The organism is Nonomuraea sp. NPDC004702 (genome assembly GCF_053601695.1).
In genome coordinates, this window is sequence record NZ_JBSGCE010000033.1 from 1 (window position 1) to 11,983 (window position 11,983).

Below are 11,983 nucleotides of genomic sequence, written 5' to 3' on the forward strand. Positions count from 1 at the left end.
GTTGGCGTACCAGCCGTCGTCGTCGAGGAACAGCACGACGTCGCCGGAGCACTCCTCGACGCCGCGGTTACGGCCGGCGGGAATGCCGGTGTTGTCGCGCTGGCGTTGTGGCGCGGGCCCGCGCTGGCGGACGCGGCCGGGCTGGCCTTCGCCGCCGCGCCCGCGGCCCGGCTGGAGGAACTGCGCCTCACGGCCCTGGCCGCCGCGATCACCGCCGACCTGACCGCCGAGCCCGCCTCCGCCCTCGCGGCCGAGCCCGTGGCCGAGCTGGAGGAGCTGGTCGCGGCGCACCGGCTGCGCGAGCCGTTCCACGCGCTGCTCATGCGGGCGCTGGTGGCGCGCGGGCGGCGCGGCGAGGCGCTGGAGGTCTTCGAGCGGATCAGGGCCGACCTGGCCGACGAGCTGGGCGTCGATCCCGGCCCCGAGCTGCGCGCGGCCCACATGGCGGCGTTGCGCGACCCGGCTCCCGCGCCGAGGGGCAACCTGCCCGCCCGGCTGACCGGTTTCGTCGGCCGGGCCGGCGACGTCGCCCGGCTGCACGCCCTGCTGGGCGGCCGGGACGAGCGGCTGGTCACGCTGGTCGGCCCCGGCGGCGTGGGCAAGACCCGCCTGGCGCTGGAGGCGGCCCGCGGTCTCGACGTGCCCGACGGCGTGTGGCTGGTCGAGCTGGCCTCCGCCACGGGGGTGCGGGCCGCGGTCGAGAGCGTGCTGCGGACGACCGACGTGGTCCGGGCGCTGCGCGGCACGTCGCCGCTCATCGTGCTGGACAACTGCGAGCACGTCGTGGAGGAGGCCGCCACGGTCGCGCGGTGGCTGCTGTCGGAGGTCGCCGGACTTCGCGTCCTGGCCACCAGCAGGGAGCCGCTCGACATCCCCGGCGAGGTGCTGCATCCCGTCCTGCCGCTGCCCGAGGCCGCGGAGCTGTTCCTGGCGCGGGCCGCGGCGGCCAGGCCCGGCCTGGAGGTGAGCGCGGCCGACGCCGGGCGCGTCTGCCGGGAGCTCGACGGCATCCCGCTGGCGATCGAGCTGGCCGCCGCCCGGCTGCGCACGATGCCGGTGTCCGTGCTGGTCCGGCAGCTCGGCGACCGGCTGGCCTTCCGCGGAGGGCGTACGTCCGAGCCGCGCCATCGCACGTTGCGCGACGTCGTCGACTGGAGCTGGAACCTGCTGTCGGCGCCCGAGCGCGAGCTGCTGCGCGGGCTGACGGTCTTCTCCGGCGGCGCGACGTACGAGGCCGTCGCGGAGGTGTGCGGCGGCGACCCGGACGATCTCGCCTCGCTCGTGGACAAGTCGCTCGTCTCGGTCTCCGGCGAGCGCTACTCGATGCTGGCCACCATCAGGCAGTACGCCGCCGCCGACCTGCCCGCCCTCCGGCAGGCCCACGCCCGCTACTACACCCGGCTGGCCGAGACCGCCGATCCACTCCTGCGTACCGGCGAGCAGCTCGCCTGGCTGGAGGTGCTGGACGCCGAGCAGGACAACCTCGACGCCGCGCTGCGCCACTCCGACGACCCGCTCAGGCTGATCCTGCCCCGGTTCTGGCCCTGGATCATGCGCGGACGGCGGCGCGAGATGAGCGAGCGGGCGGCGGCCGTGCTGCGCCGGGTCGGTGACGTGCCGCCGCCGGGACGCGAGCTGGCGCACGGGCTGTGCCGGGTGCTCACGGGCGGCGAGCCGACCCCGGCGGTGCTCGACTCCGACCATCCCGCCGCGCTGAACTTCTGGGCCATGAGCGGCGCGCAACGCCCGCCCGACGACGTCGTCGAGCTCACCGAGGACGTCGTCGAGCGCCTGCGCGACTCCCCCGACCTGTGGACGCGCTCGGCCGCGCTGCTGGTCGGCGGCATCGTCCGGTTCGAGTACGGCACGGTCGCCGGGGCGCAGGACCTGCTCGGCCCGGCGCTCGACGGCTTCCGCCGCACCGGCGACCGCTGGGGCCAGTGGGCCTGCCTCTACTGGTTGTCGCTGGTCGCCGAGAACCGGGGCGACTTCGCCGCCGCGCTCGCCCGTGCCGAGGAGCCGGGACGCCTGGCCGCGGAGCTGTCGGGGCTGGACGCGCCGTTCGGCCCGATGACGTTCCTGCTCCGGCTCGGGCAGCTCAAGGCGCGGGCGGGCGACCACGAAGGAGCCGCGACCACGCTGGCGGAGGCGTGGCGATCGGCGCTGCGGGCCGAGGACGCGGTGACCCAGGCCAGGGTCCTGCACGCCCGCGCCGAGCTGGCCCGGCGCACCGGCGACCGGTCGGAGGCGGCCCGGCTGCTCGACCGCGCGCTGACCCTGGACAACGGCGACGGGCCCGCGCAGTTCAGGGCGTTCATGCAGGTCGAGCTGGCCCGCGTGGCGGAGCCCGGGCCGCCGCTGCGCACGGCGCTGGAGCTGATGGAGACCTGCGGCGACCGGACGGCCCGCGCGACCGTGCTGGAAGGCGTCGCCGAGCACCTGCCGCCCCGGCCGGCGGCCGAGCTGCTGGGCGCGGCCCGCGCGCTGCGCGGCGTCACCGGCTCCGCCGACCCCGCCGTGGTGGCCCTGGTCGGACGGTGCCGCTCCGCCCTCGGCCCCGACGCCTTCCACGAGGCTCTGACCAGCGGAGCGGCGCTGCCGGACCCGGAGCGGCACGCACTGTCCCTGCTCGGCTGAGCCCGTCGCGTACGCGGCATGCGCCGCCGGGCCATATGGTCGGGGAAGAGGCCACGGAAACCGACGACGAACCCCTTCTCCGCCGCTCCCCGGACGAGCATGGAACACCTTCCGGTTTCGCGGCGGATACGCCAGGGTTGTGGCAACTTTCCACCGCAATGTGAGGAGATCTGTGGCCAGTCCAAGTGTGGTCGACACCCGGGGCAGTGACTTCGCCCGACTAGCCCGCCGAATCTCTGACGCCGGTCTCCTCGACCGGCGTCCGGTCTATTACGCGGTGCGGCTGACCATCGTGGTCGCCGCGTACCTCGGCTGCTGGGCGTTGTTCGCCTGGGTGGGCGACTCGTGGTGGCAACTGCTCGTCGCGGTCGCGCTGGCCGTGGTCTTCGCGCAGATCGGCTTCGTCTCCCACGACCTGGGCCACCGCCAGGTGTTCAGGAAGCGGCGGCCGAGCGACGTGACCGGCCTCCTGCTGGGGAACCTCGGCATCGGCCTGGGCTGGGGATGGTGGACCAGCAAGCACAACCGCCACCACGCCAACCCCAACCACGAGGACCACGACCCGGACGTCTCCCCCGCGGTGATCGTCTGGTCGGACGACCAGGTGGCGCGGAGCGCGGGCCTGCCGCGGGCCGTCGCGAGGTACCAGGCGTTCCTGTTCTTCCCGCTGCTCACCCTTGAGGCCTGGCACCTGCACATCGCCAGCTTCAAGGCGCTGCTCGCGCCGGCGGCCAAGCGGCCGTGGGCGGAGCTGGCGCTGCTGACCACCCACTTCGTGCTCTACTTCGGCGCGGTCTTCGCCGTGCTGCCGTTCGGCAAGGCGCTGGTGTTCCTGGCCGTGCATCAGGGGCTGTTCGGCCTCTACCTGGGCTCCACGTTCGCGCCCAACCACAAGGGCATGCCCGTCCTGACCAAGGACGACAAGCTGGACTTCCTCCGCAAGCAGGTGCTGACCTCCCGCAACGTCAGGGGCGGCCTGTTCACCGACGTGGCGCTCGGCCAGCTCAACTACCAGATCGAGCACCACCTGTTCCCGAACATGCCCGCGCCCAACCTGCGCAAGGCGCAGCCCATCGTCGAGAGCTACTGCGCCGAGGTCGGCGTCAGCTACCTGCAGACCGGGCTCGTCGCCTCCTACGGCCAGGCCCTGCGCCACCTGCACGAGGTGGGCGCTCCGCTGCGCCGCTGAGCCTCAGCCCTCCTCCTCGACCCGCCTCTCCAGATCGGCACGGCGTCGTTCGAGGTCGGCGATCAGCTCGGACTGCTCGTCGGCCTGGGCGATCATGGCCGCGGTCTCGATCTGGTCGGTCGCGCCCATGGTGCCCACCTGGTCGCGCACGTCCTGGTTCTCCGCCTTCAGCCGGGCCAGGTCCTCTTCGACCTGCCGGAGCTCATCCTTGGTACTCATCTCGGTCAACTACCCCATCACTCGCACGACCATACAAAATGGAGCACATGCCTAGATTGTCGGCGAGCACCGCGGTGTCCCTCGTGGTGGTCGCCGTCGCGCTCGCCGGCACCCTGGTCGCCGGGCTCAGGAGCGAGCAGTCTCCCAGCGCGCTCGACGTGCTGCTGCCGATCGTGTCGTGCGGCGCGCTGCTGTTGCGGCGGCGCCTTCCCGTCACGTCGCTGATCGTGGTCGTCGTGGCGGTGTCCGCCTACTATCCGCTCGCCCGGTTCGACGGGCCGCTGGTCGTGCTGGTGTTCGTGGCCCTCTACACCGCCGCCGACCAGGGACGGCTGGCCGCCGCGATCGCCACCGGGGCCGCCGTGCTGCTGGCGATGGGGTTCGGCGAGTCCCACGGGTCCAGGCACGTGGACGACGGCACGTTCGGCGCGATCACCGGCTGGGTGGTGGCCGCCATCGCGTTCGGCGGGGTCACCAGGAACCGCCGGGCGTACCTGCTGGAGGCGCAGCGGCGCGCGCTGGACGCCGAGCACTCCAAGGAGGAGGAGGCCAGGCGGCGCGAGAGCGAGGAACGGCTGCGCATCGCCAGGGAGCTGCACGACGTGCTCGGGCACAACATCTCCATGATCAACGTGCAGGCGTCGGCCGCGCTGCACGGGCTGGCCAGGCGTCCCGAGAAGGCCGAGGCCGCGCTGCGGACCATCAAGGAGACCAGCAAGGAGACGCTGCGCGAGCTGCGCACCACGCTGGGGGTGCTGCGCCAGGTGGACGAGGACGCGCCGACCAGGCCCGCGGACAGCCTGGCGCGGCTGCCGGACCTGGTCGCGGCGTCGGGGCTGGAGGTGGCCGTCGAGCCGTCCGGGCCCCTGGACGCCGTGCCGACCGAGGTCGACCTGGCCGCCGCCCGCATCATCAGGGAGTCGCTGACCAACGTCGCCCGCCACTCCGGCACGACGAAGGCCACCCTCTCGGTCAGCAACTCCTCAGGGAACATCCTGATCCGGGTCGAGGACGACGGCCCGGGCGCCACGTACACCGAAGGCAGCGGCTTCGGCCTGCAGGGCATGCGCGAGCGCGCCGCCGCGCTCGGCGGCGACCTGGAGGCCGGCCCGCGCCCCGAGGGCGGCTTCCGCGTCGTCGCCCGCCTGCCACTGAACGGAGTCCGATGATCCGCGTACTGCTCGCCGACGACCAGACCCTGGTCCGCGCCGGATTCCGGTCGATACTCTCCGACGAGGACGACATCGAGGTCGTCGGCGAGGCCGGCACCGGCGCCGCGGCCGTGGCGGGCGCCCACGAGCACCGGCCCGACGTGGTGCTCATGGACATCCGCATGCCCGAGCTCGACGGCCTGGAGGCCACCCGGCGCATCGCCGGCGACCCGCGGCTCGACGGCGTCAAGGTCATCATCCTGACCACCTTCGACCTGGACGACTACGTCTACGGCGCGCTGCGCGCGGGCGCGGGCGGGTTCCTGGTCAAGGACACCGAGCCGGCCGAGCTGATCCACGCGGTCCGCGTCGTGGCCAGGGGCGACGCGCTGATCTCGCCGTCGGTGACGCGGCGGCTGATCGCGGAGTTCGCCGGCCGGGTCAAGCGGCCGGAGCCGGGCCCCGAGCTCAACGCGCTCACCGAGCGCGAGCGGGAGGTCATGGGCCTGGTGGCGGCCGGGCTGTCCAACGACGAGATCGCCGCCCGGCTCGTGCTCAGCCCCGCCACGGCGAAGACGCACGTCAGCCGCATCATGACCAAGCTCGGCGTGCGCGACAGGGCCCAGCTCGTGGTGGTCGCCTACGAGGCCGGGATGATCACGCCGGGCTGGCTTACAACCTGAGTCGTACGACTTCAGTGATCTTCGGCCCGGGGTTGTACGCCGGATTGCAGACCGGAGGCTGACGCGGCGGAGCAGGCCGTGACGCCAAGCTCTCGGCATGGACACCGTCGACCTCGCCCGGCTGCAGTTCGCGTTCACCGCGGGCGCGCACTTCCTCTTCGTCGCGCTGACGCTCGGCCTGGCGACGCTGGTGGCCGTCGTCCAGACCCGGGCCACGTTCAGCGGCGACCCCGTCCACCTGCGGATGACGAGGTTCTGGGGGCAGCTCTACATCATCAACTACGCCATGGGCATCGTCACCGGGCTGGTCATGGAGTTCCAGCTCGGGCTGTCGTGGAGCGGGCTGACCGACTACGCGGGCAACGTCTTCGGCGCCTCGCTGGCGATCGAGACGCTGGTGGCCTTCTTCGTCGAGGCCACGTTCCTGGGCCTGTGGATCTTCGGCTGGAACCGGCTGAACCGCTGGGCGCACCTGGCGCTGATCTGGGTCGTCACGCTCACCGCGTACGCGTCCGCGTTCTGGATCATGATCTCCAACGGCTTCCTGCAGAACCCGGTCGGTCACGCCGTCGAGGGCGGCAGGCTGCGGCTGACCGACTTCGGGGCGATGATCGCCAACCCGGCCGCGCAGATCGCGTTCGGGCACGTCATCGGCGGCGCGATGATCGTCGGCGGGTTCTTCATGGCCGGGGTGAGCGCCTACCACCTGCGCAGACGCACGGCCGAGCAGGACCTGTTCAGGAAGTCGCTGCGGATCGGCGTCGGCGTCGCGCTGCCGGCCTCGTTCTTCACGGTGACGTTCGGCGGCCTCGGGTTCCAGACCCTCCAGCCGTCCAAGGCGGCGGCCTGGACGGGCCAGGCCGAGCGGCTGGCCGCCGTGCAGGCGGACATGACGGCCAGGTTCGGACCGGGCGACTACCTGCCGCCGACCGGCTGGGTGCAGGGGGCCGGCATCACGATGATGATCCTCTGGCTGGTGATGACCGTCGTGGCGGGGCTGAGCCTGCTGCTGATGTTCTTCCGGCCGGTCGTGCGCGGCTTCCGGGCCTGGCACTGGCTGCTGACGCTGATGATCCCTGTGCCGTTCGTCACCATGCTCGCCGGGTGGACCTTCCGCGAGGTGGGGCGTCAGCCGTGGGTGGTCTACGGGCTGCTGCGCACGTCCGAGGCCATGTCGCCGGTGACGGCGGGCGAGATGCGGCTGTCGCTGACGGCGTTCGTGTCGGTGTTCACGGTGCTGATCGCGGTCAACTACTGGCTGCTGGCCCGGGCGGCCACGCGCGGGCCAGGCGCGGTCGCGCTCGGCGCCCTCCCGGCCGAGACCCCCGTCCCCGTCCCCGCGTTCTGAGGGAGCCGATCATGGAGATCTTCGTCCTGGCCTTCTTCGCCCTCGGCTACCTCGTGCTGGGCGGGGCCGACATCGGGGTCGGCATGGCGCTGCCGTACCTCGGGCGGTCGGCGGGCGAGCGGCGCGAGGTGATCGCCGCCATCGCGCCGTTCTTCCTCGGCAACGAGGTGTGGCTGGTGGCCTCGGCCGGTGTGCTCGCGGGGCTCTTCCCCGATCTGGAGGGCCATCTCCTGAGCGGCAACTACGCGGTGGTCGTCGCGCTGCTCGTCTCGTGGGTGGTCAGGGACATGGGCCTGTGGCTGCGCGGGCGGGTGCCCGGGGCGCTCTGGCAGGCGTTCTGGGACGGCGGGATCGTGGCCGGGAGCTGGGGGCTGGCGCTGAGCTGGGGGCTGCTGCTCGCCGAGGTGCTGCTCGGCATCCAGGGGCCGCTCGTGCTGCTGGCCGCGCTGGTGGTGGCGGCGCTGTTCGCGGTGCACGGGCTGGCGTTCGCGGCGCTGCGGCTGCGCGGATCGTTGCGGGAGCGGGCCGGGGTGTTGTCCGGCGAGGCGGGCGAGGGCCGCACGTACGCGCTGACGGTCGGTGCGCTGCTGGTGGTCGGGGTGCTGGCCGGGCTGCGGCTGCCGCTGGTGGCGGGGTCGTCGGGGGCGCTGCTGACGCCGGTGATCCTCGTCCTGATCCCGCTGCTGGTGGCCTCGCAGGGGTGGATGTGGTGGACGTTCCGGCACCGGGTCAGCGGGCCCTCGTACCTGTGACCAGGCGGGTGACCCTGGTGGAGCACCCGCCTGGCGTCGGGTCAGAACAGCGGAGCGCCGTCGCGGGTCAGCCGCCAGTTGGCGGAGGCGAAGTCGGCGGGGTTGATCGTGCCCTTGGCGGTGGCGTACTCGATCAGCGCCTGGCGGATCTCCACCTGCGCGTTGTACAGCACGGGAGCGGTGGTGACGTGCGGGAAGCCGCCGCCGCCCGACTGGCGGTAGTTGTTGATCGCGACCACGAACTCCTTGCCGGCCGGGATCGGCGCGCCCTCGAAGGTGAGGTTGGCGACGCGCTGCCCGGCGGGCTTGGCCACGTCGATGTCGTAGGAGACGCCCGAGAGCTGGTCGTAGTTGTAGTCCGGGGTGTTGCCGGCGTTGGTCAGCTTGGTGACGTCCACCGGGTCGCCCGGGTTGAGCTGGTTGAAGTACCGGGCCGAGTACTCCAGGTAGTCCTTGATCTGGGCGCCGGTCAGCTTGATCGCCAGCAGCGTGTTGTCGTAGACGTAGAGCCCGGCCACGTCCCTGACCCGCACGTCACCGGCGGGGAAGACGGCGGTGCGGCTGAACGGCGCGGCGATCGACAACACCGGCAGCGTGTTGCCCGGCAGGGCGGCCTTCACCGTCTCGGTCTGCACCTGCTGGATGTAGTCGAGGATCGGCGTGTCCTTGTACGGCGACTCGGCCGCCGACAGTTCCTCGGCCGACTTGGCGACGACCTTGTTGACGTAGCCCACCGTGGTGTCGTGCTGCGGCTTGAGCAGCGAGACGATCTTCGGGTCCTCCGTCACCGTGTTGGTGTTGAGCGTGGCCGAGCTCTTGCCGGTGACGACCCACTTCCCGCGCTGCTTGGCGAGGGTGAAGTCGAGCCGCGACAGGCGCTGGCCCCACTTGCCCGGCTCGGTGAGCAGCACCTGCTGCCCGGTGGTCCTGTTGGTCACGAAGCGCTGGGCGACCTCGTTGTGCGCGTGCCCGAACAGCACCGCGTCGATGCCCGGCACCTGCTCGGCGACCATCGCCGAGGCGTTCTCCACGGGCAGGTCGGTGCCGTAGGAGGACATGCCGCTGTCGCCCGCGTGCGCGGTCACCACGACCACGTCCGCGCCGAGGCCGCGGATGACCGGCACCCACTTCCTGGCCGACTCGACCAGGTCGGTGAAGCGCAGCTTGCCCTCGACGTTCGCCTTGTCCCAGATGGCCACGCCGGGGTTGGTCAGGCCGAGCACGCCGACCTTGATCGGCTTGTCGCCCCTGACCTTCATGCTCTTGATCACGAACGGCCGGTACGCCGGCAGCCCGCTCCCGGCGTGCACGGCGTTGGCGCCCAGCACCGGCGCCCGCATCTGCCTGATCCAGGTGGCCAGCAGCGGCAGACCGTAGTTGAACTCGTGGTTCCCGAGGGTGACGGCGTCGTAGCCGATGGCGTTCATGGCCTTGGCCATCGGGTGGGTCTGCCCGGTCTCGGTGATCGGCTCGACCTTGGCGTAGTAGTAGGCCAGGGGCGTGCCCTGGATCGTGTCACCCGAGTCGAACAGCAGCGTGTGGTCCGCCCCGCGCTCGGCCCTGACCTTGTTGACCAGCGACGACACCTGGGCCAGGCCGATGGTGTTGCCCTGCTTGTCGGCGTAGGCGGCGTCCTTGAAGTAGTCCCAGTTGAGGGCGTTGCTGTGGATGTCCGACGTCCCCATCACGGTGACGGTGACGCTCTTGTCCCCGCTCGCGTGGGCGGGGAGCGCCACCAGGGCCAGCGCGGTCAGCGCGGCGGCCCCTGTGGCGGCGAGCTTCTTGGTCTGCATGTGCCTGGAGGGTAACCAGGACAAATTACTCGTTGGTTACGAAATCGCGGATCAAGGCTGTCACCTCTTCGGGACGTTCGTGTAGCACCACATGCCCGCTGTCCAGCTCGGCGTAACGGCTGCCGGGCAACGCGGCGTGCAGGGCGCGGGCGTGCCCGACCGGGACGAGGTGGTCCTGCGTGCAGCCGATCACCAGCGTGGGCGCGGTGATGCTGGGGAGCAGGTCCCTGATGTCGGTCCTGAGGTCCAGCTCGATCTGGCGCACCGTGCCAGGGGGCGGGTCGCCGGCCATCATGGCCTTCAGGCCGTCCTCGCCCTGGTCGCTGACGAAGGCCGGGCTGAAGCCGACCAGCGGGGCGTACGCCGCGAAGCTCTCGGGGTCGGTGGCCGCCAGCCGGGCCCAGGTGCGCAGGCCGAGCCGGAGCCGGGGGTCGCCGGCGTGCGTCCAGCCCGCGATGAGCACCAGCCGCCTGACCAGCTCGGGATGCCGGGCGGCGACCCCCGCCGCCACAACCGCGCCCAGCGAGAAGCCGACCAGGTCGGACGGGCCGCCCTCGGGGAAGGTCGCCGCGACCTGCTCGATCAGCAGGTCGAGGGTGAGGTCGCCGCCGGGGTCGGTGGTCTCGCCGCTGCCCGCGTAGTCGGGGGTGATCACCGTGCGGATGTCGGTGAAGTTCTGGACGAGGTGGCCGTAGTTGCTGACGGCGTCGCCGCCGGTGCCGTGCACCATGACCAGGCCGGGGCCGCTGCCCGCCCGGTTGAAGTGCACGCGTCCGCCGTCGTGGACGATTGTGGGCATGGGGGTCTCCTAGAGGTTTCCGCCGCCGGTGGCGTCGAGGGTGGTGCCGGTGATGAAGCTCGCCGCGGGCGAGGCGGCGAACGCGACCACGTCGGCGATCTCGCCGGGCTCGCCGATGCGGTTGAGCGCGTGCCTGCTCGCCGCGTAGGCGCGGGCCCCGGGGTCGCTCAGCCAGCCCGCGTTGACGTCGGTGTCGATGATGCCGGGCGCGACGTTGTTGACCGTGATGCCGCGCGGCCCCAGCTCCTTGGCCAGGGCCAGCGTGAACACCTGCACCGCGCCCTTGGTCATCGCGTACGCGATGCCCTCGGGATAGGCGATGCGGGCCGCGCCGGAGGTGATGTTCACGATGCGGCCGCCGTCGGGGATCAGCGGCAGCACCTGCCGGGTGAGGAAGAACAGGCCCTTGACGTTGACCGCGAACAGCCGGTCGTAGCCCTCCTCCGTCTCCTGCGCGAGCGGCTTGGACAGGCCGATGCCGGCGTTGTTGACCAGCACGTCGAGCACGTCGGTCTCCTCGGCCACCCGGCGGGCGAGCCGCTCGACCTCCTCGGGCACGCCCAGGTCGGCCCGCACGGCCACGGCGTTCGCCCCGATCAGCCCGACGACCTCCTCGGCCGCGGCGGCGTCCCTGGCGTAGTTCACGATCACGCGGAACCCGTCCTTGGCCAGGCGCAGCGCGATGGCCCGGCCGATGCCCCTGCCGGCGCCCGTCACCAGGGCAGTCCTCATCGCTCGAATCCTTTCTTTAGCGATCGATACAGAAACCATAACATAGCGATCGCTATAGAATGGGCGCATGGCGAGGCAGCGGGCATTCGACAGGGACGCGGCACTGGAGAGCGCGCTGCGCGCGTTCTGGGAGCACGGCTACGAGGCGACCTCGATCGCGGCGCTGACCGCCGCCATGGGCATCAGGCCCCCCAGTCTGTACGCGGCCTTCGGCGACAAACGGCGGCTGTTCGAGGAGGCGGTGCGCCGCTACCAGCTCACCCACGGCGCGTTCACCACCAGGGCGCTGGCCGAGGAGCCCACCGGCCGCCAGGCCGTCGAACGTGTGCTGCGCGAGTCGGCCGCCGAGTACACGAACGCGGACCACCCGCCCGGCTGCCTGATCATCAGCGCCGCGGTCAACTGCGGGCCGGAGTCCGCCGACGTGGCGGAGTTGCTGCGCGGGTTCAGGGAGGCGGCGAAGGCGGCGATCAGGAGGCGCGTGGACGACGACGTGGCGGCCGGCCGGCTGGCCCCCGGCACCGACACGGAAGCCCTGGCCACCTTCTTCGCGTCGGTGATCCAGGGCATGTCCACGCAGTCCCGCGACGGCGCCTCCTACGCCGGCCTGCTGGGGGTCGCCGAACTCGCCATGGCGGCCTACCCGCCGCCAGCGGACTGACGGCCGCACGACCGTCCGG

General features: G+C 72.2%; 11 protein-coding genes and 1 pseudogene. 7 read left to right on the forward strand and 5 right to left on the reverse strand.

Going from position 1 to position 11,983, the window contains the following annotated elements; genetic code table 11:
• Positions 1-96: pseudogene (locus ACWEJ6_RS32990) on the reverse strand (glycosyltransferase family 2 protein); the annotation flags it as partial.
• Between the two features lie 9 nt (positions 97-105).
• Between ACWEJ6_RS32990 and ACWEJ6_RS32995 the strand changes: the two are divergent.
• Positions 106-2,637 carry an ATP-binding protein gene (locus ACWEJ6_RS32995; RefSeq protein ID WP_452428847.1) on the forward strand — a complete coding sequence of 844 codons (2,532 nt, stop codon included), beginning with the start codon at positions 106-108 and terminating at the stop codon, positions 2,635-2,637.
• Between the two features lie 172 nt (positions 2,638-2,809).
• On the forward strand, positions 2,810-3,826 hold the full coding sequence (locus ACWEJ6_RS33000) for a fatty acid desaturase family protein (RefSeq protein WP_449925370.1): 1,017 nt from the start codon (positions 2,810-2,812) through the stop codon (positions 3,824-3,826).
• 3 nt (positions 3,827-3,829) lie between these two features.
• Here ACWEJ6_RS33000 and ACWEJ6_RS33005 read toward each other — a convergent pair whose 3' ends face one another.
• A complete protein-coding gene (locus ACWEJ6_RS33005; protein WP_358000040.1) occupies positions 3,830-4,045 on the reverse strand; it encodes a hypothetical protein in 216 nt (71 codons plus the stop codon).
• Between the two features lie 47 nt (positions 4,046-4,092).
• Between ACWEJ6_RS33005 and ACWEJ6_RS33010 the strand changes: the two genes are divergently transcribed.
• The 4 genes from ACWEJ6_RS33010 (at position 4,093) to ACWEJ6_RS33025 (ending at position 7,979) form a co-directional block, all read left to right on the forward strand.
• Positions 4,093-5,214 (forward strand): sensor histidine kinase, encoded by a 1,122-nt coding sequence (locus tag ACWEJ6_RS33010; RefSeq protein WP_452428850.1) that lies wholly within the window; start codon positions 4,093-4,095, stop codon positions 5,212-5,214.
• Positions 5,211-5,879 carry a response regulator transcription factor gene (locus tag ACWEJ6_RS33015; RefSeq protein ID WP_352361586.1) on the forward strand — a complete coding sequence of 223 codons (669 nt, stop codon included), beginning with the start codon at positions 5,211-5,213 and terminating at the stop codon, positions 5,877-5,879. The genes ACWEJ6_RS33010 and ACWEJ6_RS33015 overlap by 4 nt, the downstream gene beginning before the upstream one ends.
• Positions 5,880-5,976: 97 nt before the next feature.
• Complete coding sequence (locus tag ACWEJ6_RS33020) at positions 5,977-7,227, forward strand: cytochrome ubiquinol oxidase subunit I (protein ID WP_452428852.1); 1,251 nt, start codon at positions 5,977-5,979, stop codon at positions 7,225-7,227.
• Positions 7,228-7,238: 11 nt separating this feature from the next.
• Positions 7,239-7,979, forward strand: a complete 741-nt coding sequence (locus tag ACWEJ6_RS33025; protein WP_452428854.1) for a cytochrome d ubiquinol oxidase subunit II — start codon at positions 7,239-7,241, stop codon at positions 7,977-7,979.
• 41 nt (positions 7,980-8,020) lie between these two features.
• Here ACWEJ6_RS33025 and ACWEJ6_RS33030 read toward each other — a convergent pair whose 3' ends face one another.
• The 3 genes from ACWEJ6_RS33030 to ACWEJ6_RS33040 are packed head-to-tail and all read right to left on the reverse strand — an operon-like array spanning position 8,021 to position 11,303.
• On the reverse strand, positions 8,021-9,772 hold the full coding sequence (locus ACWEJ6_RS33030) for a bifunctional metallophosphatase/5'-nucleotidase (protein ID WP_452428856.1): 1,752 nt from the start codon (positions 9,770-9,772) through the stop codon (positions 8,021-8,023).
• 25 nt (positions 9,773-9,797) lie between these two features.
• Positions 9,798-10,571: an alpha/beta fold hydrolase gene (locus tag ACWEJ6_RS33035; RefSeq protein WP_452428858.1), complete on the reverse strand. Its 774-nt coding sequence runs from the start codon at positions 10,569-10,571 to the stop codon at positions 9,798-9,800.
• Positions 10,572-10,580: 9 nt separating this feature from the next.
• Complete coding sequence (locus ACWEJ6_RS33040) at positions 10,581-11,303, reverse strand: SDR family NAD(P)-dependent oxidoreductase (protein ID WP_452428860.1); 723 nt, start codon at positions 11,301-11,303, stop codon at positions 10,581-10,583.
• 67 nt (positions 11,304-11,370) lie between these two features.
• On the opposite strand from ACWEJ6_RS33040, the gene ACWEJ6_RS33045 reads away from it, so the two are divergent.
• Positions 11,371-11,964: a TetR/AcrR family transcriptional regulator gene (locus ACWEJ6_RS33045; protein ID WP_452428862.1), complete on the forward strand. Its 594-nt coding sequence runs from the start codon at positions 11,371-11,373 to the stop codon at positions 11,962-11,964.
• Positions 11,965-11,983: the final 19 nt, after the last annotated feature.

Excerpts from the sequence above, each read along its gene's own strand:
- ACWEJ6_RS33005 (WP_358000040.1), bottom strand. The coding sequence starts at position 4,045 with ATGAGTACCAAGGATGAGCTCCGGCAGGTCGAAGAGGACCTGGCCCGG.
- ACWEJ6_RS33010 (WP_452428850.1), top strand. The coding sequence starts at position 4,093 with ATGCCTAGATTGTCGGCGAGCACCGCGGTGTCCCTCGTGGTGGTCGCC.
- ACWEJ6_RS33015 (WP_352361586.1), top strand. The coding sequence starts at position 5,211 with ATGATCCGCGTACTGCTCGCCGACGACCAGACCCTGGTCCGCGCCGGA.
- ACWEJ6_RS33020 (WP_452428852.1), top strand. The coding sequence starts at position 5,977 with ATGGACACCGTCGACCTCGCCCGGCTGCAGTTCGCGTTCACCGCGGGC.
- ACWEJ6_RS33025 (WP_452428854.1), top strand. The coding sequence starts at position 7,239 with ATGGAGATCTTCGTCCTGGCCTTCTTCGCCCTCGGCTACCTCGTGCTG.
- ACWEJ6_RS33030 (WP_452428856.1), bottom strand. The coding sequence starts at position 9,772 with ATGCAGACCAAGAAGCTCGCCGCCACAGGGGCCGCCGCGCTGACCGCG.
- ACWEJ6_RS33035 (WP_452428858.1), bottom strand. The coding sequence starts at position 10,571 with ATGCCCACAATCGTCCACGACGGCGGACGCGTGCACTTCAACCGGGCG.
- ACWEJ6_RS33040 (WP_452428860.1), bottom strand. The coding sequence starts at position 11,303 with ATGAGGACTGCCCTGGTGACGGGCGCCGGCAGGGGCATCGGCCGGGCC.
- ACWEJ6_RS33045 (WP_452428862.1), top strand. The coding sequence starts at position 11,371 with ATGGCGAGGCAGCGGGCATTCGACAGGGACGCGGCACTGGAGAGCGCG.